This is a genomic window from Thermosipho sp. (in: thermotogales), assembly GCF_020054775.1.
Lineage (GTDB): Bacteria > Thermotogota > Thermotogae > Thermotogales > Fervidobacteriaceae > Thermosipho > Thermosipho africanus.
In genome coordinates this window covers 15,394-38,188 of record NZ_JAIHAP010000011.1, presented here as the reverse complement: position 1 = coordinate 38,188, position 22,795 = coordinate 15,394, and the positions used below count along the sequence as shown (strand labels likewise).

Annotated in this window: 23 protein-coding genes; all 23 read right to left on the bottom strand. The window is 31.2% G+C overall.

Translation table 11 applies throughout. The features are described 5' to 3' along the window. The coding region (locus JG780_RS03655; protein WP_287569228.1) for a DNA polymerase III delta subunit-related protein at positions 1-592 on the bottom strand (592 nt) is incomplete at its 3' end. Further along, entirely contained in the window at positions 580-1,248 is a 669-nt protein-coding gene (locus JG780_RS03650) for an energy-coupling factor ABC transporter ATP-binding protein (protein WP_287569227.1), read from the bottom strand. The genes JG780_RS03650 and JG780_RS03655, both read right to left, overlap by 13 nt. 17 nt (positions 1,249-1,265) lie before the next feature. Beyond that, positions 1,266-2,024, bottom strand: coding sequence for an SAM hydrolase/SAM-dependent halogenase family protein (locus JG780_RS03645; protein ID WP_004103703.1), 759 nt, complete (start codon positions 2,022-2,024; stop codon positions 1,266-1,268). A gap of 9 nt (positions 2,025-2,033) precedes the next feature. Further along, a complete protein-coding gene (locus JG780_RS03640; RefSeq protein WP_287569226.1) occupies positions 2,034-3,041 on the bottom strand; it encodes a 6-phosphofructokinase in 1,008 nt (335 codons plus the stop codon). 6 nt (positions 3,042-3,047) lie between these two features. Further along, positions 3,048-4,994: a sodium-translocating pyrophosphatase gene (locus tag JG780_RS03635; protein ID WP_287569225.1), complete on the bottom strand. Its 1,947-nt coding sequence runs from the start codon at positions 4,992-4,994 to the stop codon at positions 3,048-3,050. Between the two features lie 64 nt (positions 4,995-5,058). After that, the gene (gene secF, locus JG780_RS03630; RefSeq protein WP_287569224.1) at positions 5,059-5,967 is read right to left on the bottom strand and encodes a protein translocase subunit SecF; all 909 of its coding nucleotides are present in this window, start codon (positions 5,965-5,967) and stop codon (positions 5,059-5,061) included. Continuing rightward, on the bottom strand, positions 5,964-7,397 hold the full coding sequence (gene secD / locus JG780_RS03625; RefSeq protein WP_287569223.1) for a protein translocase subunit SecD: 1,434 nt from the start codon (positions 7,395-7,397) through the stop codon (positions 5,964-5,966). Before secD ends, secF begins: the two co-directional genes overlap by 4 nt. An 18-nt stretch (positions 7,398-7,415) precedes the next feature. Further along, the gene (gene yajC / locus JG780_RS03620; RefSeq protein ID WP_287569222.1) at positions 7,416-7,808 is read right to left on the bottom strand and encodes a preprotein translocase subunit YajC; all 393 of its coding nucleotides are present in this window, start codon (positions 7,806-7,808) and stop codon (positions 7,416-7,418) included. 18 nt (positions 7,809-7,826) lie between these two features. Then, entirely contained in the window at positions 7,827-8,642 is an 816-nt protein-coding gene (locus tag JG780_RS03615) for a bifunctional 5,10-methylenetetrahydrofolate dehydrogenase/5,10-methenyltetrahydrofolate cyclohydrolase (protein WP_012579409.1), read from the bottom strand. Between the two features lie 26 nt (positions 8,643-8,668). Then, on the bottom strand, positions 8,669-9,019 hold the full coding sequence (locus tag JG780_RS03610) for a DRTGG domain-containing protein (RefSeq protein WP_004103723.1): 351 nt from the start codon (positions 9,017-9,019) through the stop codon (positions 8,669-8,671). Beyond that, positions 9,019-9,705 carry an FAD-dependent thymidylate synthase gene (gene thyX / locus JG780_RS03605; protein ID WP_012579410.1) on the bottom strand — a complete coding sequence of 229 codons (687 nt, stop codon included), beginning with the start codon at positions 9,703-9,705 and terminating at the stop codon, positions 9,019-9,021. The genes JG780_RS03610 and thyX overlap by 1 nt, the downstream gene beginning before the upstream one ends. After that, complete coding sequence (gene rnhB / locus JG780_RS03600; protein WP_232618028.1) at positions 9,683-10,348, bottom strand: ribonuclease HII; 666 nt, start codon at positions 10,346-10,348, stop codon at positions 9,683-9,685. The genes thyX and rnhB overlap by 23 nt, the downstream gene beginning before the upstream one ends. Then, positions 10,345-10,821, bottom strand: coding sequence for a DUF3242 domain-containing protein (locus tag JG780_RS03595; RefSeq protein WP_012579412.1), 477 nt, complete (start codon positions 10,819-10,821; stop codon positions 10,345-10,347). The genes rnhB and JG780_RS03595 overlap by 4 nt, the downstream gene beginning before the upstream one ends. Next, positions 10,821-11,816: an esterase/lipase family protein gene (locus JG780_RS03590; protein WP_012579413.1), complete on the bottom strand. Its 996-nt coding sequence runs from the start codon at positions 11,814-11,816 to the stop codon at positions 10,821-10,823. The genes JG780_RS03595 and JG780_RS03590 overlap by 1 nt, the downstream gene beginning before the upstream one ends. Then, positions 11,813-12,520, bottom strand: coding sequence for an NAD-dependent protein deacylase (locus tag JG780_RS03585; protein ID WP_012579414.1), 708 nt, complete (start codon positions 12,518-12,520; stop codon positions 11,813-11,815). The genes JG780_RS03590 and JG780_RS03585 overlap by 4 nt, the downstream gene beginning before the upstream one ends. Then, positions 12,483-13,031: a chromate transporter gene (locus JG780_RS03580; RefSeq protein WP_287569221.1), complete on the bottom strand. Its 549-nt coding sequence runs from the start codon at positions 13,029-13,031 to the stop codon at positions 12,483-12,485. Before JG780_RS03580 ends, JG780_RS03585 begins: the two co-directional genes overlap by 38 nt. Then, on the bottom strand, positions 13,012-13,281 hold the full coding sequence (locus tag JG780_RS03575; RefSeq protein ID WP_287569220.1) for an exodeoxyribonuclease VII: 270 nt from the start codon (positions 13,279-13,281) through the stop codon (positions 13,012-13,014). Before JG780_RS03575 ends, JG780_RS03580 begins: the two co-directional genes overlap by 20 nt. After that, positions 13,253-14,698 carry an exodeoxyribonuclease VII large subunit gene (locus tag JG780_RS03570; protein WP_287569219.1) on the bottom strand — a complete coding sequence of 482 codons (1,446 nt, stop codon included), beginning with the start codon at positions 14,696-14,698 and terminating at the stop codon, positions 13,253-13,255. Before JG780_RS03570 ends, JG780_RS03575 begins: the two co-directional genes overlap by 29 nt. Then, a complete protein-coding gene (gene polA, locus JG780_RS03565) occupies positions 14,698-17,376 on the bottom strand; it encodes a DNA polymerase I (protein ID WP_287569218.1) in 2,679 nt (892 codons plus the stop codon). Before polA ends, JG780_RS03570 begins: the two co-directional genes overlap by 1 nt. Further along, the gene (locus tag JG780_RS03560) at positions 17,354-17,719 is read right to left on the bottom strand and encodes a carboxymuconolactone decarboxylase family protein (protein WP_287569217.1); all 366 of its coding nucleotides are present in this window, start codon (positions 17,717-17,719) and stop codon (positions 17,354-17,356) included. The genes polA and JG780_RS03560 overlap by 23 nt, the downstream gene beginning before the upstream one ends. 4 nt (positions 17,720-17,723) lie before the next feature. Beyond that, complete coding sequence (locus JG780_RS03555; RefSeq protein WP_287569216.1) at positions 17,724-19,811, bottom strand: cell division protein FtsA; 2,088 nt, start codon at positions 19,809-19,811, stop codon at positions 17,724-17,726. A gap of 5 nt (positions 19,812-19,816) precedes the next feature. Further along, positions 19,817-22,114, bottom strand: coding sequence for an endonuclease MutS2 (locus JG780_RS03550; RefSeq protein WP_287569215.1), 2,298 nt, complete (start codon positions 22,112-22,114; stop codon positions 19,817-19,819). 11 nt (positions 22,115-22,125) lie between these two features. Then, positions 22,126-22,770: a hypothetical protein gene (locus JG780_RS03545; protein WP_114702357.1), complete on the bottom strand. Its 645-nt coding sequence runs from the start codon at positions 22,768-22,770 to the stop codon at positions 22,126-22,128. Between the last annotated feature and the right edge of the window lie 25 nt (positions 22,771-22,795).

The window sequence follows — 22,795 nt, the reverse complement described above, 5'->3', positions numbered from 1 at the left end:
CAAAGTTATTAATCTTCTTAGCATCTTCCAAGTTTTCTTTTATTTTTAAGTAAAGTGAATAGTAATAACTAGGACTTTCTTCAAAATTTTCAATTTCAATGATTTTCAAATTATTTGTCTTTATTTCATCTACTTTGTCTGGAAACTCAATTGCTAACTTTTTTAATATAAAATCCTGTAATCCTAATAAAATATCTTTTGGAACACTTATATAATACTTTTGCAGCCTACTTCTAATAGTGGGATATAATGCTTTCCAATTAGTGGTTGTAAGAACTATGATTGAATACGATGGTGGTTCTTCTAACGTTTTTAACAAAGCATTTTCGGCTTCTGGCAGCATTTTTTCTGCATTAAAAATAACTACAATCTTTTTTCCCTTATCGGATGAAAATGATAAAAACTCTTGAATATTTCTGACATGATCTATCTTAATATTATTTTCATCAATCATTAAATACCTTTGTATATCATAATTTGTAACATCTAAAACTGCTTGCTTTACTTTATCATTAACATATCTTTTATTTTCACCAACAATGGCTATAGAATTTCCAGAATTATTCTCAATTAATTTTCTTATTTTCTCCATATTGCTCCACCTTCTTCATAATACTCTCTTAAAACTTTTTCTAACGCTGCTTCATCATATTTTACAAGGCCATCTTTCATAAAAATTACTCGATCCGCTATATCATAAAAAATTTCTACATGATGTGTTGCAAGTATTATACCAATACCAGTTTTTTTTAATTGCTCAATTAATCTTTTAATAATCATTCTATCGTACTTATCCAACATTGCAGTTGGCTCATCAAGTAGCAAAAATTTAGGCCTCATAGCTAAAATAGAAGAAATTGCAAGCTTTTGTTTCTGGCCTCCAGATAAACTATATGGATCAAAATCTTTATAATCCAATAATCCAGTAATTTTCAACGTTTCTACAGCTCTTTCTTCAATTTCTTCTCTTTTAAGCCCTATATTTTCAAGCCCAAAAATTACATCTTCCCACACTGTACTGCCAACAATTTGGGTTTCAGGATTTTGAAAAACATAACCTGTTGCCATATAAAATGGCTTACCATCGCTAGATATTATTTCACCTTTAAAATTTACTACACCCGCAAGGGCTTTTAAAAAAGTTGTTTTTCCACTACCGTTATGTCCTAATAATAAAACTAATTCATTGGTTTTGAATTTTATATTTATGGGACCAATTATTTTCTTATTTGTATAAAATACTTCCAAATTATTAACTATTAATTCTATAATATCAACTCCAATAAATCTCCCGTATTGAACTTTAATATATCATTTGCTCTATATTGATTTGCGGCAATTTCAACATAACCAGTACTATCATTATGTAAAAGTAATTGTCCTTTTTCAACTTCAGAATAATAATTTGCTATAGGAATTTCTATTCTCTTTCTGTTTTTAACTATTGTAACTTTTTCAAAATCCTTTATCCAATCATAAGGAATATTTGTTTCAATATTTCCAAATTTATCAATATAAGCAATTTCTCCTCGAATATTATTTCCAGATCTTTTTGGTTTAATATATGGAAGAGTTCCATAGTTATACAATTGATCTCCAAGTTGTTCAAATTTTCCTAGGTAAATGTATGCAGCAGCTGGAGAAAAAATATCTCTTCCATGAAAGGTTTGAGAGTCTCCATAATAAAATTCTTTATTATTAAGCTCTCTTATCTCTATTGGTTTTTCAATTTCAAAGGCAAGTGTGAATATACCATTATCTGGTCCTACAAAGTAATAGTTCTCAGTTTTAGCTGCTATGGCCTTTCTAGAACTTCCTACACCATAATCAACCACACATAGGAAAATACTTCCCTTTGGAAAATGAATAAAAGAGCGCGAGAGGATGTACATTGCCTCTCGCACATTAAATGATGAAATATCGTGAGTTAGATCTACTACTTCTACATTGGCAATTTTTCGCATAACCCCTTTACAAATTCCAACATAATGAGATGAACCCCAATCAGTCATAAACACAATCATATTATCACCTTAATAAAATAACTTGGTTAACTCCTTTAAATAATAATCTACAGGTCTATAATTTAACATTGTTTCTGAATAAGGAATTTCAGTAATAGAAAATCCTTTTACACCAACTGCTTGATAAACTTTTCCCATTTTTATCATTTCTATTGCATGTGCAGCCATCTGAGTTGCAATAATCCTATCCATTGCGGCTGGAGATCCACCCCTTTGTAAATAACCAAGATTAGTATATCTCCATTCAATTCCAAACTTTTCTTTTAATTTTTTTTCAATATACTTTCCAATAATTTCTGATGAGCTTAACTTCTCAAATCCATCGCACTCTTTTTTTATCTCTTCAGGTAATTCAACTCCGGATTCCACTACTATTAATGAAAATCTTTTTTTACCTTCATATCTTCTCTTTATAATTTCAATAAGTTCTTCAAAGTTTGGTTTTTCGGTAGAGGTAATTATATAGTCAGCTCCACCTGAAAGTCCTCCAATTGTAGCAATCCAACCACCAGGCTTTCCCATTGTCTCTACTATCATAACCCTATGATGTGATTCAGCTGTAGAATGAAGAACATCCAATGCATTTTTAACATGCTCAACCGCAGTAAAAAATCCTATAGAAAAATCAGTAAATGCCAGATCATTGTCAATCGTTGCGGGTACCAAAACTGAAGGAACTCCTATTTTCATCAAATTTATTGCTGCTTTTGCTCCAAGTCTTCCACCTAAAATTAGCAATGATGAAATCCCATACTGTTCAACTTTTTCCTTAACTTTTCCCACATCTTCTTCAGGAACATATAGTGATGTTCCAAGCATAGTTCCGCCTTGATGTAATATGTTCGATACGTTAGGCCTTAATAAAACTTCTAAATCATCTCTCAATAATCCTTCAAATCCATCTTTTATTCCCATAACTTCAATATTTAGATCTAACCCTCTAACTACAGCTGAACGTATTGCTGCATTTATACCTGGGGAATCATTTCCTACACATAATACACCTACACGTCTCATATATTACTACCCCCTTACAATTGTCATTAATACTATTGATGTAATAGCCATCAATTTTATCAATATATTAATCGAAGGTCCAGAAGTATCTTTATATGGATCTCCTACTGTATCTCCAACCACTGTCGCTTTATGCGCAAAGGAACCTTTACCTCCAAAATGTCCCTCTTCAACAAATTTCTTTGCATTATCCCATGCTCCTCCAGAATTAGCCATGAATATTGCTAACATAACTCCAGAAACTGTAGCTCCAATTAATAATCCACCAACACCTATTGGACCAAAAAGAAAATATAGTAATGTTGGTGAAAGAATAGCTAATACTGCAGGTAGCACCATTTTCTTTAATGCACCTTTAGTTGCAATTTGTATACATTTTTGATAATCTGGTGTAGATTCACCACTTAATATTCCAGGAATTTCTTTTATTTGACGTCTAATTTCCTCAACCATATCATCAGCAGCATCACCAACAGCATGCATAGTTAATGCCGAAAAGAAGAATGGCAACATTCCGCCAATTAAAGCACCTAAAAATAGATATGGATTACTCAAATCTACTGAGCTAACGTTTGATATTGCGCTAAAGTTAGCAAATAATGCAAGTGCAGTAAGTGCTGCTGAACCAATTGCAAAACCTTTACCCATAGCTGCAGTCGTATTACCAACAGCATCAAGAGAATCTGTAATCTCCCTGACTTTAGGATCCAATCCTGCCATTTGTGCTATTCCGCCAGCATTATCCGCAATTGGCCCGTAAGCATCCACAGATAAGCTTATACCTAAAGTAGAAAGCATACCAACACCCGAAAGTGCAACACCAAAAAGCCCTAAAATTTTATATGATAGTACAACTGCAAGTGCTATTAACAAAGTTATAATAAATGTTGATTCCATCCCGAGTGCAGTTCCACTAATTATTACATTTGCAGGGCCCATAGTTGATGTTTTTGCAAGATTTTCAACCTTTTTTCCTGAAGTATACCACTCTGTAATTAAACCTATTAATAACCCAACAAAAACTCCAAAAAAGACTACGTAAAAGATATTTAACCAATTTACTAAATAACTATATACAAATGTTGCTGTAAGTGTTAAAACGCCAGCAAAAATCGTTCCAAATCTCAAAGTTTTTGCAGGATCAGCAGATTTTTTTGCCCTCAATAAAGTAGTAACTATTCCAACAAGTGAAGATAATAATCCAAAAATTACAACAAACACAACTGAAATAAAGCCTTTCTCTCCAAAAAATAAACTTCCAAGAACAATTGCAGAAAAAATTGATCCTACGTATGACTCATACAAATCAGCACCCATTCCAGCAACATCACCAACGTTATCCCCAACATTATCAGCAATAACTGCTGGATTTCTAGGATCATCTTCTGGAAGATTCGCCTCAGTTTTTCCAACAATATCTGCTCCTACATCAGCTGCTTTAGTATAAATTCCACCACCAACTCTTGCAAACAGTGCAACAAATGATGCACCTAACGAATAATAACTAATTAATTCAATATCTTTTGTAACATAATATGTCAAAGCAAGCCCTAAAATTCCAAGTGTGGATACGGTTAATCCCATAACGGCTCCGCCAGAAAATGAAACACTTAAAGCTTCGCCTAAGCTTTTTGTTGCAGCCCAAGCAGTTCTTGCATTTGCTCTTGTAGCAATAGCCATACCAAAATAACCTGCCAAAACGGAAAAGGCTGAACCTATAAGTAATGCAATGCTTGCCTTAATACCCACTATAAAATAGAAAAATATAGCTAGAGCAAAAATAACTGGAAAAAATACTTTGTATTCTTGCAGTAGGAAGGACTTTGCACCTTTTTGAATAATCTCTGATAGCTGAGTTGTCCTCTCATTTCCTGAGGATTTTTCCAAGATTTTAAAAGCAAGAATCAAAATAAAAACAACTGAAATTGCTCCAGTTATCAAAAAATAAACCAAAATCTCACCCCTTTAGATAAAGTTGAGGGCCTCAAAAAAGCCCTCAATTTAACTTATTTTTTATTCACTTTTTTATCCATCTTATCACAATTGGACTTGCTATATATAGGGATGAATACGTTCCAACTATAGTACCGATTGTCATACCGAACGCAAATGGTTTTATACTATTTCCAGAGAACAACAATAGTATAAATATTACTATGAAAGTTGTCAAGGATGTATTTATAGTTCTCTTAATAACTTGATTAATACTATTATTTACCAATGTTTCAATAGTACTTCCACGTGACCTTCTTAAATTCTCCCTGATTCTATCGTAAACAACTATAGTATCGTTCAAAGAATAACCTATTAAGGTTAAAATAGCTGCCACTGCCGCAACATTTAATTCATAGTTAAAGAATGAATAAAATCCTAAAGTTATTACAACATCATGTATCAATGCAACTACAGCACCTACACCAAAGACAAACTGGAACCTTAAAGTTATGTAAATTAAAAGCGCAAGTAATGTAAATACAATTGCTTTCCAAGTAAGATTCTTAATCTCTTGCGCTGCATAACCACTTGTTTCGTTAAATCCAATTACCTCTGCTGTATAATTATTATTCTTGAATGCTTCAACTATTTTTTGGCTAAGTACAGATTTTTCTTCTCCAGAGTAAACTTTTAATTCTCCATTTTCATCCTTTGGTGAAACTACAATTGAAAACTTAGAAATTCCTTTTGGATCATCAACACTTTTTATTTTGGTAATTCTGGCATTTTCAAATTCAGGTGCCAGGTCCTTTATTAATTGTCTAACATCTGATTCACTAACTTCTGCATTTACTTTTAAAATTATTTCCGAACCACCTAAAAATTCAACCCCATAGTTAAAACCTTTAGTAAAAATACTTATCAGAGATGCCACTACTAAAATTAGTGAAATTACTATAAATATTTTTCTTTTTCCAACGAAATCAATCATGCCCTGGCACCTCCCTTGCTAGCACCTTTAACTTTAATTGCTCCAGAGAATAATTCAAGGAAAAATCTTGAAACAATAAGGTTAACAAACAAACTACCAAGAACACCAATAATTAACGTTATAGCAAAGCCTTTTACTGTTCCTGTACCAAAATAATATAAGAACAAACCAGCTATAATTGTAGTTAAATTAGCATCAAACAAAGTTATAAATGATTTTGAAAATGCAGTTGAAATTGCTGCTTTTACAGAACTTCCTCTTCTGATTTCTTCCTTAATTCTTTCATAAATAATTATATTTCCATCAACAGTACTACCAATTGTCAAAATAATACCTGCAATTCCAGGTAATGTAAGTATTGAACCAGTTGCAGCTAAAATTCCAAGTAATAAGAAAGTATTATATAAAAGTGCAATATCAGCTACAATCCCCATTACTCCATAGAATATTATCATGTAGATTAAAACTAATATAATTCCAATTATACCTGCCTTGAGAGAAGCTGAAACAATATCTGCTCCTAAAAGAGGTGCAACCCATCCAGATGAAACCTTTTCAAGTCTTGCTGGCAACGCACCACTTTTTAATATAGCAGCAAGTTGTTTTGCTTCATCAAGTGTAAAATTACCTTTAATTAAAGCACTTCCATCTGTAATTTTTGCAGTAACAAACCCAGCAAATTGCACTCTATCATCCAAAACTATCGCAAGTCTTTTTTTCAAAGCTTGCTGGTATGCTACACCACCTTGGTTAATTAAGTCTTCTGGAACATATAATTTTTCCGTAATTCTTTTAAAAACGTCTGCATACTGCTTATCCAATTTGAATGTTACAACATAACCTGCAACATTATTTCTATCAACCTGTGGAATTGCTTCTACTATTTTTGGAGAAACAAGTTTCAAATTGGAAATATTTGCTATTTCCTTTTTTACCAAGTACCAAGTTTTACCCTCTCTATCAAGTAGCCATTCTGCTTTTTCCCTTTTTGCTTCATTTACAAGATTTGGATCAATTTTTGGATCTGATGTTGTAGAGTCAATAACTTGACCAAACCAAAGAAGTCCTGTAGAACCTATCAACTGTTCTGCACGTGCCGTATCAGTGGCTCCAGGAATTTCTACAATTATAAATGTATTTTCCTCACGAAATGTTTGTTTTACAACCGCTTCTGTATAGTTTGCCATATCAAGTCTGTTTCTTAAAACGGTCCAAACATCTTCTGCCACTTGTGAAGGATTCTCAACCGATTTATCAATATCTACTTTATACTCGATTCTGGCTCCACCACTTATGTCAAGTCCAAGTTTTATTCTACTAAAAAGACTTGCAAGTCCCTTGTATCCTTCACTTGTTGGCCAGAGCAGCGAAAGAAAAGCAAGTGCGATAACGATTAGTGTAATAATTCCCCTAACTTTGTTATCTTTCATCTCATTACCTCCCCTGGCTTATTCTTTATTGTCTTCCTGACTAGATTTAGAATTTTCTTCTGTTTTATCTTTATTTTTCAAAACTTTTGAAATATATACTTTTGCTACTTCAAGTTCTGTAGTATTACTTGTTTTTATTTTCAAAGTATCTTTTTTTACATCGATAACTTTTCCAACAATACCACCAGAGGTTATAATTGTATCTCCCCTCTTGATTTCAGAAATCATCTTTTTAAATTCTTTTTCACGCTTTCTTTGTGGTAGAATTACCAAAAAATACATCATTACAAAAAAGATCAATAAAAGAAACAACATTTGAAATAATCCACCTGCAGCGCTTGGGGCAGCGGCTGTTGCACCACCTGTACTTGCTGATGGATCAGGTACACCTGAATAAACAATATTTGCCATAGAAACACCTCCTGTATTTTAAAAATTCATTTTTTCTGCTGATTTTACAACATGTTCCATTAATAATGCAGTAGTTATCCTACCAACACCTCCTGGAACAGGTGTAACTTTTGCAATTTCAGATACATCTTCCTTCACATCTCCTACTATTTTCCCATCAACCACATTTATTCCAACATCGATAACAATTGAATCAGATTTTACCATTTCCTTTGTTACAAGTCTTGCTTTTCCAGCAGCTGCAACAATAATATCAGCGTTTCTCGTAATTTCTGGAAGATTTCTTGTCTTTGTATGACATACAGTCACTGTTGCGCTTCTATCTCTTCTTAAAAGCATTGTTGCTAAAGGTTTTCCAACAGTTGTACTTCTTCCAATAATTACAACATTTTTACCCGTAATTTCTGTAACATTTTCTAAAATCTTTACTACCGCTTCAGCAGTACATGGAGCAAAAAACTCATTTCCATACATTAACATTCCAAGATTATACGGATGCCTTCCCTCAATATCTTTTTCAGGAGACAGATTTTCAAAAACCAACATTTCATCTAATTCAGGTAAAGGATGAGTTACAAAAATCCCATTAACACTTTTATCTTCAGATAATTTCCTCAATTTTTCTAACACTTCAATTGAATTAGAAGCCTCAAAAATTTCGTAATCTAGCCCAAACCTTTTTGCCGCTTTCTCCTGACTTTTCAAATAACTTATTGTTGAAGGATCTGGCTTATAAGTTACCGCAACCAATTTTGGTACTTTTTTTAATTTAGACATGCGGTCCATGATTAAATTTTTAATTTCAGAATATAATGGCTTAACATCAATTAACAATTTGCTCATCCCCCTTGAGTACTGTTTTAAAATTTATTTATTGGTTTAAGACCATGCTTATACAAAATACCACAGGTTTCAAACATACCATATTTTGTAAGGATCAAACTTATACCGTTTAATTCTGCTATTTTTATAGTTTCAGGCATTATCTCTCTATTTCTGACAATAATTACCGCTGGTATTCCTACAACACTTGCAGTTCTTACACATTGAGGACTTGCGAGCCCTGTTACAAGTAGTGAACCTTCCTCACCAAACGCTAACACATCACTCATTAAATCCGATGCAGCAACTTTTTCAACTTCAATATTTTCTATTCCATTATCAACAATTACTTTAGCATTTAAAAGATTTATAATCTCTTTTAATTTCATTATTCCCCCCCTTTTAGCAAATCACCTTTATACGCAAACTTTAAAAATGCTTCAAAAGTCCAAGGACATTTTTCTTTAAAAATATTTGCAATATTCAACGCATATTGCTGTATTTCCCACTGAGCATGAGAATCTGCTCTTAGATTTAAAAAGTTCATCAAGCTTCTTGCATTAACAGTCCAATAAAATTGTGTATACGAAGACATTGGAAGAACAATTCTTGCCATTTCTCTTGCTACACCCATTTCTAAAAGCTCTTTATACACTTTATATGAATTTTCTATTGAAGATTCTATTAAATCTAAAGCCTTTTGTTTTAACTGCTCGTCATCAACTTTTATAGCTTTTTGTTTATCTTCAACTACGTTTTTTCTTACATGGTCCGGGATATAAAATTCATCCTTAAGTTCTGTATATCTTAAGCTCGCTTCATTAAAAGATCCAATCCTATGCCTAAACCATTGTCTTGCTACAAAAATAGGAGCTTTTACATGAAATGTAAAAACTATGTGTTCAAATGGTGTCTCATGCCCATGCTCCATGAGATAAAATATAAGATTTTTATCTTTTTCTGGTGTCTTTATACCTTTTCCATATGAAACACGCGCAGCTTTAACAGCTGCATAATCATCTCCCATCATATCCACAAGCCTTAAAAATCCCTTATCTAGTATCTTGTATTCCAAAAAGAGGCACCTCCATTTTGCTAATTATTTTTTTATACCTTTCTTCATCTATCATACCACTTTTATACCATTCTTCAAGTTGAGTTATACTTAATAATTCCATAACAGGTTTATAAGTTAATCTATGCAATGGAGTCAACCCATGTTCTTTAATTAATTTTAAATGAAGTTGCGTTGGATAACCTTTATGCTTCTCTAACATATAACTTGAAAACTTTTTTGCATATGAAACAATTATCCTATCTCTAACAACTTTAGCTAATATTGATGCAGCAGAAATTTCCTTTACTAATGAATCGCCTTTCACAATACATTTGAAAGGAAATTTCAAATTTAAATTTTTTCCATCAACAAATGCTATATCAAAATCAATTTTTTTCTTTAATCTTTCTAAAGCTCTGTCCATTGCAATTTCTGTAGCATGCAAAATATTAAACTTATCAATCTCATCAGCAGTTGCAATAGAAATTGCAAAATAGCTTTTTTTAATTATTTCCAAAAACAACTTTTCACGTTTTCTACTAGTAAGTTTTTTAGAATCATCTAGTCCATCAATTTCTTCATTTAAAATTACTGCAGCTGCTACAACAGGGCCAAATAATGGACCTCTTCCTGCCTCATCGACACCTGCAACTATCATCATTGAATCATCCCATACACTTTATTTATATATTCAAAGAATTCTTTAGAATTATTCCCTGTTATTACAAACAACCAATTTCCTTTCCACCATGTAATAACATTAAGGTCTTCAAACTTTGTTTGCAAATACCCTCTATCAAATAAACTAAATTTAAAATAATTAATTTTCAAAACACTTCCAAATGTCTTTATCAATCTATTCCAATCATTTTTAGTAAGTTTTTCATCTTCATATTTAAATACGTAAAACATTCCATCAAAATTTTTAAATACTCCATACATTCCTCTATTTAGCTGCACACCATACAAAGAATTTATCTCTCCTGTCTCAACCAAAGGATATTCATAGCTATCTAATAAACTAATTGCACTTTTTAATGAAAAACTACCAGGCAAAGAAGGTGTTTTAATTATTAAAGTACAGCTAAATGCTATTAATAACACCAAAACTATTGCTACTAAAAGTTTTCCCATTAAACTCCCTCCCCAATAAAACCAAAGAACTCAGCTGCCTTTTCTATTATATCACGCCTCATTGCAAGGTCTGCATGATTTGCACCATAAAATATAAAATTAATATCACTATCTTGAGTTGCACTAAAAACTGGAACCATTCCGTCATTTTCTAAAAAAATTGAATCCTCAGGATAAATATTATCCACAATATACTTTAAAAAATATAGTCCTGTAAAATATATTGGATTTGATTTTAAAATATCATCAATACTCTCAACACTAACTTCTAATTTCCCAACAAAATTTACTCTTTTTACATAATCAGGAATAGGAGGAAATTTTTTACCAAAAATTAAATATTTATAATTTGGTGCTAAAATATAACCATTAAAAAAATTTGCAAGTAAAAGCGCTCTCTTTATAAGCTCTACTTTTGGTGTTGTGAAAAAATTCAAAATACTAGTCTTTAAAAATATTAATTGTGCCAGTGGGCTTCCAACATGTGGTGTACCTGCAAAAATTGCCATTTTTACCTTCCTTGAAAACTCTTTATCTTGAAGAGCATATCTTAGTAAAATCCCCCCCATGCTGTGTGCATAAACATAAATTTCTTTAAAAGAATCTGTCAATTCAATCAGCTTTTTAGAACTATATTGTAAATCTACCGAAAGGGATGGATAAAGAAAAAAATATATACCAACATCATCTGGCATTATTTCTTTAAAACTATCAATCATACTTTTTTTGTAAAATCCCAACTTCTCATCTACCTCTTTGGGAGCTATCCCATGAATCAAAATAAGCTTTTTTCTACCTTCTCTAACGGTGATCAATTCAGGTTCAAATAGAAAATAATCTTTGACTTCCACCTCATCATATTCAAAAAACGGTTTAATTTTTATGCCTAAACTTCTAAAAACCACAACCCCACTTAATTTATAACTATATAATGGTATAGATAAGAGCGCCGTTGAAACCACTAGTACAAATAAAACTAATATAAATCTTTTCAATCAACTACCTCCTCAAAATGTTTAGCAATTTTTTCAAATGTTTCAACTATATCATCATATATAATAATATCTGCATAATCATCTAACGGTGTCTTACCTTTATTTATTATCGCTAAAGTCTTGTTTTGTTTTTTAGCATAAATTGGCAAATACGCAGCAGGGTAAACTTGAAGTGAGCTTCCAACTACAATTAAAGTGCTTGAATTATCTATCAATGTGTAAGATTCTTCTAAATATCTTACACTTTCTGAAAAAAATACAATATCTGGCCTTATTAATCCACCACACTCACAAATATAACCATCAAAAGTATTTTTTGATTGTTTTCCACACTTTGTGCAGTAAAATCTTGTAGCATTTCCATGTAATTCCAATACATTTTTTGAACCTGCTTTGTAATGAAGATTATCAATATTTTGAGTTATAATACCATTTATATATCCATTTTTTTCAAGCTTTGCAAGAAAAATATGAGCAAAATTTGGCTTTGCATCATACATTTTTGGAAATTCTTTGTAGACAAAATCGTAAAAAACAGAAGGATTTTCAAAGAAAAATTGAAGATCAAAAATTTTCTCGCCATATTTTTGATAAAGTCCATCTTTACTTCTAAAATCTGGTATTCCACTCTTTGTGCTTATACCAGCTCCTGTCAAAACTACAATATTACCATTTTTTATTATCCTTATTAATTCTTTTAACATAATAAAAACTCCCCACTAAAAAAATAAATATATATATTGTAAATTTTCTAAAAAATACCGCAAAAAGGACTGAAGCTAACAATATAACAACTTTTAAAAGATTCCATCTTTGAATTTTCACTATAGAATATAAAACCCCAAGAACTAAACCTATTATAGAAGCATAAACCCCCTCAAAAAAACCATGTAATTGGGCTGAATATTTTCCAATTATACTTCCTGCTAATATAATTATTGACACAGGAGGGATCAACACACCTAAAACAGAAAGCAATATCCCACTAAATCCAATTACTTGCTCGCCTATTAATATAGCTAAATTTATAGCTATTGGCCCTGGCATTGATTGCGCAAAAGATAAAATTTCTGCAAATTTTTCCTCATCTATATACTTGGAAAATTTTCTTTTTAAAACTGGAACCATAGCATAACCACCTCCCAAAGTAAAAAGGGAGGTTATGAAAAATTTTCCAAACAATTCAAAACTTTTTTTAAAACAATTCTTCTTCATTTTCTTGTTCTAACCTCTCTAAAAACTCCATATATTTTCTATCTATTTCCTCTTTCTCCTTTTTAAAATTTATAAGCTTTTTTCTTGCAACTGCAAGCAAATCAACTGCTTTACCATACAACTTTATTGCAACTTCAATATCAACATCATTTTTATGAAAATAATTCTTTACAATCTCTATTTTTTCAACTAATTCATTAAAATCCAATTTTTCCATATCTTCAACTTCTAAAGAGAGTATGTCCTCCATAAAGCTCCTCCTTTTTTATTTTTTTCTCTGTAACAACCTTAGTTTTTACTTTTCCGTCCTTCAAATATAAATCTAACTTATCACCTATTTTCATCTGTCTAATGCTTTTTACAAAATGTCCACTTTTCATAACCAATGCCCCACCAAATAAAAGTGGTGCAAATTCTTCTCGTTTTAAAAGCTCCTGAAATGTTTCATTTAACATTGTCTCTTTATTTGAAAGTAAAATTGATATATCTTTTTCAAGTATTTTTTCAAAATTTTCAACACTGTCCTTTTTGGATTTCAATTTATTTTCAAGAGAATTAGACATAAACCTTAAAAAATCTTCAGATAGTCTCTGAGATGAATCATTTATTTTGTAACTAACAAAATTTTCAATACTTTCATAAGTTTCATCCAGATCTTTTACTATCTTTATAAAATCGCTTTCTATAACTTTCTTCATATAATCTATCAGACCCAATTCCACCGTTCTTTCATAGATTTTAAAAACATTAGAAAGTAAAATCCTTAAGTCATTATAACTATCATCCAATTTTTTCACATTATCTTCTATTTGCTTTGATATAGCTCTTGCAACTTCTGTCGGAGTAGCAAATCTCTTCCAGGCAACATAATCTGGAATTGTAAAATCTCTTTCATGACCTATGCCCGATAAAATTGGACAATACTCATTAAACTTTGCAATTTCTATTCCAAGTGACAAATCATCAAAATACATCAGATCGCTTCTTGCACCACCGCCACGAGCAATAACAACAACATCATAGTCTATATTCGATTTTCTTATACGATTAAGCGCTAAAATAATACCAGATGCAGTCTGTGCCCCTTGCATAGGTGATTCATAAAGGTGAACAATAGGGCGGTACAAATAATGAACTGTCAAGTTTTTTAAAAAATCTTCGTAACCCGCTGCACTTTTAGATGTTATAATAGCAATCTTTTTTATTGGTGGCAATTCAGAAAGATCATGCTTTTCTTTCATTAATAAATTTCTAACCTCAAGCTCTTTCAATATTTCTTTTCTTCTTTTTTCAATTTCAGATTCTCCCATCGGGGCTATTGTATCCGCATAGAAGGTAAAACTCATTCTATCTCTGAAAAAAGAAAGCCTCCCTTGAAAAATCCATTTTTTCCCAACAAGCTCCTTAACATTAGAAACCTTTATAACTTCCAAAATTTTTGGTGCAAGATATCTAGGTACATACACAGTAATTTCAATATTTCTTGTTCCATTCTTTGCAGTATAAGGTTGTGAAACATCAATATACAAACCTGTAGAATGGTTATTTGCTCTTACAACATCAGCATAAAACCTAAAGGTCTCACTTGTAAGACCCGTCAATTCTATTTTTTTTGTAACATATTCATTTAATTCTATTAGATCTTTAAATTCCTTTACCCCAGCCATTATTCCCACTCTTTTCCATAATAAACATCTACTTTTAAAGGAACGTCTAGCTTAACTGCATTTTCCATCTCATCTCTTACTAAATCTTTTACAATCTCCAGTTCATTATCGGGCACTTCAAAAACTAACTCGTCATGAACCTGCAATATCATTTTTGAACGTAGATTTTCCTTCTTCAATCTATTATGAATATTAATCATAGCTATCTTTATTATATCAGCTGCTGTTCCTTGAATTGGAGTGTTTACAGCTATTCTTTCTCCTTCTTGAACTCTATTACCATTTTTCGATCTTAACTGTGGAATATATCTGCGTCTTCCAAAAAGCGTTGTAACATAACCTTTTTTCCTTGCTTCATCTTTCATCCTTTTTAAATATTCAAAAACTCCTTTATAGTATCTAAAATAGTTATCTATTATTTTTTTAGTCTCTGAAACACTAAGACCAATTCTCTTTGAAAGACCATAAGGTGAAACTCCATAAATAATTGCAAAATTCACCATCTTTCCAACCCTTCTCATTTGTTCACTAACAAACATTTCTGAAACACCAAAAATTTTGGCAGCAGTAATTGTATGAATATCTAAATCATCTTTAAATGCTTTAAGTAGATTTTCATCTTTACTTACATGAGCTAAAACCCTTAGTTCTATCTGAGAATAATCAGCACCTAAAATCCACCAATCTTGTCTTTGAGGTCTTACTGCTTTTCTTATTTCTTTTCCCTCTTCGCTTCTTGTTGGAAGATTTTGCAAGTTTGGATTTGAACTACTTAATCTTCCAGTTGAAGTTCCTGTTTGATGAAAAGTAGTATGGACCCTCTTTGTTTTTCGATTAATAGATAACGGTATTGAATCAATATATGTACTTTTTAATTTTTGATACTTTCGATACTCCAGCAACAATTTTGCAATTTCATGTTCTTTTGAAAGTTCTTCTAAAACTTCAGCATTAGTTGAAAACTTACCAGTTGCTGTTTTTTTGTAAGGAGCAATATTTAATTTTTCAAATAGTATATATGCTACTTGAGTTGAAGAGTTTAAATTGAAAGTTTCACCAGCTATCTCAAAAACTTTTTCTTTAATTTCATCCATTTTTTCTTGATACTTTTTTGATAATTCTTTTAAATATTCCTCATCAAAATACACTCCATTTAGTTCCATTTCTGAAAGAACATCAATTAAGGGCATCTCAATCTCGTAAAACAACTTTTCCATCTCATTTTCATATATCTTCCTACCAAGCTTTCTAAATATTCTGTATGTCACATCGGCATCTTCACAGGAATACTCAACGGCTCTTTCTAGTGGAACATACGAAAAGTCATTTCCAAACAATGGTACATTTTCATTTACTAATTCATCAAACGAGATCATTTTATAACCTAAATATTTTAAGGATAGCTCTTCAAGATTAAAACGTTTTTCATCTGGATTTAAAAGATAGGCTGCAATCATCGTATCAAAATGCGGAACATTTGGAGAAAAACCCATGCTTTTAAAAATCTCATAGTCAAATTTTAAATTCTGACCAACGATATTATAATCCTTCTCTTGCAAAATTTGTTTTAGAAATTTATCTATTAAACTTTTGGAAATATTCTTAGCTCCAAAATGAGACACCGGAATATAATACGCCTTCCCTTCCATTGTGGAAATAGAGATCCCAACTAGTTTAGCTTCAAATGGATCAAGTGAAGTTGTTTCCGTATCAATTGAAAAAGTCTTGTATTTTTCTATTTCATCTGCTAGTTTTTTCAATTTATCTTCATTATCTACCAGTATATATTCTTTTTCTAATTTCTCCTGTAAGTTTAATTCTTTAATTATAGACGAAAATTCGTACTTTTTTAATACCTTTAAAAGCTTATCGGGATTATATCCTCTATAAATTATTTCATCTTTTTCCACATCCATTGGTACATCATATATCAACTCCACAAGTTCTATACTTTTTTGCAAATCTTCCTTTGAATTTTCCAAAAGCCCTCTTAATTTTTCCGTCAAAAGGTTAATATTTTTTAATACATTTTCTAAACTATTATATTTTTTCAAAAGTGAAACAGCTGTTTTCTTTCCTATTCCTTTAACTCCTGGGATATTATCAATCTGATCACCGACAAGAGATAAATAATCTTTGAATTGTTCTGGGGAAATTCCATATTTTTCAAGCACTTTATTTCTATCGTACAATACCAAATCTGTTATTCCTCTTTCGACTCTCCAAACAAAAACTTTATCAGAAACAAGTTGTAAAAGATCCTTATCTCCAGTTATTATGTTTACCTTTTCAAAATCATTTTCAAATTTTTTAGAAAGCGTAGCAATAATGTCATCAGCTTCAAAGCCTTCTATTTTTAAAACTTTTATTCCAAGAGCCTCAACAAGCTCTTCTACATATGGAATTTGCTCTAAAAGTAGATCAGGCGTTGATGGCCTATTTGCTTTATATGTTTCAAGAATATCCTTTCTTTTTTTGCTACCACCTTTTGAATCTAAAACAAAAACACAGGCATCTTTTCCAATACTGATATGCTCTTTTAAAAATTTTATAAGCATTTTAGTAAGTCCGTATACAGCATTAGTATGTAAACCAGACGAAGTTTGAAGAGATTGATCTATAGCATAAAATGCTCTATATACTAATCCAGTTCCATCAAATAGAAACATCTTTCCCATTTTTTTGCATCTCCCTGATATCCTCAAGCAATTTAACAGCACGTCTTAAATGAGGAATTACTATTGAACCTCCAACTATCAATGCCACATCAAAAGTTTCAAAAAATTCTTTATCACTAACCCCAAGTTGTGCACACCTTATCATATGATAAGTAATACAATCATCACACCTTAAAACCATTGAAGCAACAAGTCCCATTAATTCCTTTGTTTTCTCATCTAATGCACCCTTTTTGTAAACATTTCCATCTAAGTTAAAAAACCTCTTAGTATTTAAAGTCCCTTCTTCAAGAATTCTTTCATTCATTTTTTCTCTAAATTTTTTGAATTCTTCAAGATTCATACTTTCACCCCTTCAATTCATATGTAAAAATTATTTCATCTCCATCTTGTAATGGTTCTGTAAAGAAGGCAGTTTGACCATTTTTTAAAAGTTGATACGACTTTATTTTCTTTAAATCAACATCAAGATAGGTAAAAATATCTGCTACTATTATTGAACTATCTTCAGGGGTTGTTGAATATATCTTATCACCATTTTTTATCTCATACTCTTTACTAACAATTACTCCATTTACCTCATAAAGCAGCGAATCTTTTTCAAGGATAACCTCTTTACCATTCAAATTTATTTTTACCCTTTTTACTTCTCCCTGTGTTATATCAGCAATTTTCAAAGGTTTTTTTTCTAATACAACCCTCAATTTCTCACCAGGATTAACTTGATTTTTATCTGATAGTTCCAAATCACCCTTGTATATTTTCACAATTCCTTGCTTTCTTTCAAAATATACATCATTAAAGAAAAACTCTACATTTGCAAGATTTTTCTCCAAATTTTCCCTTATGGTTCCAACAAACACTGGATCATAATTTATAATATCCCCATCATTCAATTCAACATTTTCATTTACTATATTGCCGTTTAAATTTACTGGTGGATAATAATACTCAATTTTACTTCCAAAATCTAGTTCAATTGGTGGTACAACGTCATACAACCTATATTTTTTTCCAGAATTTTGAGAAGGTTTACCAACAAAAATTCTATCACCGTGTTTTACTTTATCTCTTAAACTTGCTTTTTTGCCATTTATAAATATCGGTGCTGGTTTTGGAAGCTCTCCTTTTAATATTTTCATTTTCCCATTTACCTCAAGCACAATTGACTCCGATGGCTTACCAATTAGTTCTGAAAGAGAATATCCACATTGTAACAAAACGTCACTTAATGTATGGCCACCAGAAAATCCAACAAGTTGAATTGGCTCATCATTAACAAAAACTTGTTCAAAAATCGTTCCACTTCTTGTAAGCGCGGTATATGCAATACCTAAAGGTGTAACAAATTCGCTCCCCTCAATTATTCCTGTATTATCAATGATATTTAAATTTTTTGCATTTTTTAAAGATATATTTTCAAGATCTATTCCCAACTTTTCTGACAAAGATTCTACAAAACCTGGTACCTTTGCGCCACCTCCGACTACCATTACAACTTGAGGAGCTTGACCATTTAACCTTAAAATCTCTTCTGCAACTTTATCCGTAATATTTTGAACCACCGGAGAAACTAATTTTTTCAGTTCATCTCTTGTTATTTCTTTTTCTTTATCTAAAATATTTCTATATAATTTCTTATCGTCATTACTATTACTTGAAAGCCACCTCTTTAATTCTTCTGCTGTTGAAAAATCAACAAGCAAAGTCTTCGTTATTGCCTCTGTAATTTCATCGCCTGCAAGAGGAACCATACCATATGCGACAATTGTCCCCTCTTTGGATATTGCAATATCACTAGTTCCTGCTCCAACATCAACAAGCGCAATGTTTAAAATCCTTAAATCTTCAGGAACTGTAACATTTATAGCAGCAATCGGTTCCAATGTCATGTGAGTCATTACAAGATCTACTTTTCTTAAAACTGAAATCATTGCATCAACAACTTGAATCGGTAAAAATGCTGTTACTACCTGTAAACTTGCCTTTTTGCCACGCAACCCCCTTATATTCTTAAGCCAATTTCCATCCAATTCATACCTTATAACAGAATATCCTACACAGTACATATTTTCAGACTGGATATTTTGAACTGCATTATCCACCGCAGATAATTCTAACCTTGTTACAACTTCATCATTTATCTCGTTAACTTGAGATATATCTTCTTCATACTCTCCTATTGCAGTTTGAAGAAATCTTCCTGCAAGCGCAACTGCTACTTTTTCTAATTTTACATCATTTCTTTTCTCAAGCTCTTCTTTTACTTTTTTTACAACTCTTGCAACTTTATCTACATCATGAATTTGACCATCGAGCATAGCTCTATGTTCATGCTCTTTTATAACCACATCATGAATTACTATTTTTTCATCTTCCAAAGTTGCTAAAATTCCAGCGATTTTTCTTGTTCCTACATCCAAAGCAAAAATCAAGCTTACTACACCTCCACAACAGTTACACCTACTCCACCTTCACTTGGCCTACCAAAGCGATAACTTTTCACCCTTTTATCATTTCTAAGAAAATTCCAGATATTTGACGCAAGACTTCCTGTTCCTTTTCCATGGATAATATATCCACTTGAAAAGTCTGATAAGACAAGATCGTCTATAAATTTATCAATTACTTCTAACGCCTCTTCAACTGTCATTCCACGCAAATCAATTTCATTACTTTTCAAAGGACTAAATGATACCAAATGAATTGATTCACTAACTTCATTAGTTTGTTTATTATCTTGAACGTCTACCTGTACAAGTTTATTCTTTTTAACTTCTATCTTTAATCCATTAAAATCAACCAAGAATTTATTTTCTCCTCTTTTTTCTATAACTTTTCCAACCGTTGTTCCGTCTTTTAATCTTACATACTTTCCAACATCAATTTCTCCTTCAACTTCAGGATATTTCATCGTTTCAATTTTGCTATCAATTTCTTGTATAGTATTTTCTTTCTCTTCTATATTTTTAAGTCTCTTCTTTATTAAACTTTCATTTTTAGTTTTAGCGGAAAACAGTGCATTTTGAAGTTCCTTTTTTGCATTTCTAAATTCTTTATACATTTCTCTAAGTTCTTTATCTAATTCTTCTATTTTTTTCATCTTTAAAACATTGTATTTTCTCTCATATTCTTTCCTCAACCGTTCATATTCATCTAATGTCTTTTCAAGTTCTAATTTTTTGCTCTCAAGTTCGCTAACTTTTGAATTTAACCCTTTGATCAAGTTTTCAATCTTTAAATGATCTTTTGAAATATGCTGCTTTGCTTTCTCAACAATTTCTTTTGGAAGTCCCAACCTTTCAGATATTTCAAATGCATGTGAAGCTCCCGGAGTGTTTAATAACAGTCTATAAGTTGGTCTTAATGTCTCAAGATCAAATTCCATCGATGCTGTAATAATATCTTCTCTTTCCATAGCAAAAAGTTTAACATTGGTAAGGTGAGTTGTAATAACAAATCTTATATTTTTCTCGATCAAATATTCAATTATTGAAATAGCAAGTGCACTACCTTCAAACGGATCAGTTCCAGAACCAAGCTCATCTATAATTACCAAAGAATTTTCATCAGCATTTTTTATCGCATCAATAATTCTTACCATATGTGACGAAAAAGTACTTAAACTTTCAACTACGTCCTGAGAATCACCAATATCCAAATACAATTGAAAATCAGGAATTCTTGTGCCATGATCTGCCAAAATAGGCATTGCATGTTGTGCCATAAAGATAAAAAGAGCTATGGTTTTTAATGTAACTGTTTTTCCACCAGTATTTGGTCCAGTAATTATTAACCCCTTTTTGTCCACTGGTAAATCAATTGAAATGGGAACAACTTTATCCTTTGGAATTAAAGGATGTCTTGCATTAACAAGTTTTAAATACTGTCCATCAGGTTTTACAACTATGGCTTTATTTTCATATGCATATTTTGCTCTTGCATACAACGAATCAAAAAATCCAACAATTTCAATATCATTCATTAAGTTACCATATCTATCATGAATTTTACTTGTTATTCCCCTTAAAATCTTATCTATTTCAATTTTTTCCTCACTAAGTAAAATTTCATATTTATCATTAAGAGTAATAAACTCCTTTGGTTCAAAAAATAAAGTTGCACCTGTATTAGAACTCCCGTGTACAATACCTTCTAAATTCCCACGAGCACCGGATCTTATTAAAAATACATATCTACCATTTCTCTTTGTATACAATTGCTCTTGCAAATACTTGCTATTTTTCGAAATAAACTTTTCAATTCTTTGCTTTATTTCTAATTGATGCCTTTTTATTTCCTTTCTAATCACAGATAAATTTTTTGAAGCATTATCTTTTACATTTCCATCAGAATCAAAAATTCTGTCAATTTCCTCAATAATTGAAGTATAATTTCCCAATTTGGATAGATAATACGAAAGTTTATACCTTGAACTAGGTACTACTTTTTTTGCATCCTCAACAAACACTAAAAAATCTTTTATCTTAAATATCTCTTCCGGTAGTAAAACTGAATAACTTTTTGTTTTTTCAAGTATCGGTCTTATATCAACAAGCCTATGAAATACAGGTAACCCTTGGGTTACCTGTATTTCATATATTTCATTTAAGTATTCATACTCATCATCTTTGGGCTTATTTTCAACCAATCTTTTTAAATACTCTTGACCGTATGGAGAAAAAGTATATTTCAAAAAATCCTGAAAAACTCTGTCAAAATCAATATATTGTTTCATTGCACTCCCCTTTAAAATGCTATATTTAAAGCAACGTCAAAATCAATAGAATTCATAGGTTCTATATCACTAACAACTTTTTTTCCAGTTTCTGTTTTTGCACCCATGAAAAATTGAATGTTATAATAAACTCTTCCACTAAATGTAACATCTTTACTAAAAATAAAATCTGCTCGTAATCCCGGTTTTAGAGTAAACGAGTTCACAATTATTTTGTTATAATGTGAAAAACTTACGCTTCCAAAATCAGATAAATTGCTGCTTGAACCTGCTTCTTTTTGAAAAATTTCCTTCTTATAGAAAACTTCACCTTGAAATCCTAATTGAAGTTTTTCACCTTCATTAAATAACGTTACTCCAAAAACTTTTACTGCAAAATCAAACGAAGCTCCTCTGACTATATATTCGTTGTCAAAATCCAAATTTGAATATATTCCAAAACCATATGAGACAGGTGAGTTATGCTGAGAATCAATATTTTTTTGGTATCCATAATATAAAATCAGATTGTCAATAAACTCCGGTTTTGGTAAAATATCATTTTTTAAATCTACAGGATTATTTATTCTAATTCCAAATGTTCTTTCCTGATACCTTGTAAATGAAAAAGAAACAAGTGAAATTACAATTAATGCTATTATCATTACTTTTTTCATTATCTCACCTCCGAAAATAATTATA

Excerpts from the sequence above, each read along its gene's own strand:
- JG780_RS03645 (WP_004103703.1), bottom strand. The coding sequence starts at position 2,024 with ATGATTGTGTTTATGACTGATTGGGGTTCATCTCATTATGTTGGAATT.
- JG780_RS03640 (WP_287569226.1), bottom strand. The coding sequence starts at position 3,041 with ATGAGACGTGTAGGTGTATTATGTGTAGGAAATGATTCCCCAGGTATA.
- secF (WP_287569224.1), bottom strand. The coding sequence starts at position 5,967 with ATGATTGATTTCGTTGGAAAAAGAAAAATATTTATAGTAATTTCACTA.
- secD (WP_287569223.1), bottom strand. The coding sequence starts at position 7,397 with ATGAAAGATAACAAAGTTAGGGGAATTATTACACTAATCGTTATCGCA.
- yajC (WP_287569222.1), bottom strand. The coding sequence starts at position 7,808 with ATGGCAAATATTGTTTATTCAGGTGTACCTGATCCATCAGCAAGTACA.
- JG780_RS03610 (WP_004103723.1), bottom strand. The coding sequence starts at position 9,019 with ATGAAATTAAAAGAGATTATAAATCTTTTAAATGCTAAAGTAATTGTT.
- rnhB (WP_232618028.1), bottom strand. The coding sequence starts at position 10,348 with ATGATGATAGTTGCAGGTGTCGATGAGGCAGGAAGAGGTCCATTATTT.
- JG780_RS03595 (WP_012579412.1), bottom strand. The coding sequence starts at position 10,821 with ATGGGAAAACTTTTAGTAGCAATAGTTTTGGTGTTATTAATAGCATTT.
- JG780_RS03585 (WP_012579414.1), bottom strand. The coding sequence starts at position 12,520 with ATGTTAAAAGAATTAATAAGGATAATAAAAAATGGTAATATTGTAGTT.
- JG780_RS03580 (WP_287569221.1), bottom strand. The coding sequence starts at position 13,031 with ATGAAGAAGAATTGTTTTAAAAAAAGTTTTGAATTGTTTGGAAAATTT.
- JG780_RS03575 (WP_287569220.1), bottom strand. The coding sequence starts at position 13,281 with ATGGAGGACATACTCTCTTTAGAAGTTGAAGATATGGAAAAATTGGAT.
- JG780_RS03570 (WP_287569219.1), bottom strand. The coding sequence starts at position 14,698 with ATGGCTGGGGTAAAGGAATTTAAAGATCTAATAGAATTAAATGAATAT.
- polA (WP_287569218.1), bottom strand. The coding sequence starts at position 17,376 with ATGGGAAAGATGTTTCTATTTGATGGAACTGGATTAGTATATAGAGCA.
- JG780_RS03560 (WP_287569217.1), bottom strand. The coding sequence starts at position 17,719 with ATGAATCTTGAAGAATTCAAAAAATTTAGAGAAAAAATGAATGAAAGA.
- JG780_RS03550 (WP_287569215.1), bottom strand. The coding sequence starts at position 22,114 with ATGAAACAATATATTGATTTTGACAGAGTTTTTCAGGATTTTTTGAAA.
- JG780_RS03545 (WP_114702357.1), bottom strand. The coding sequence starts at position 22,770 with ATGAAAAAAGTAATGATAATAGCATTAATTGTAATTTCACTTGTTTCT.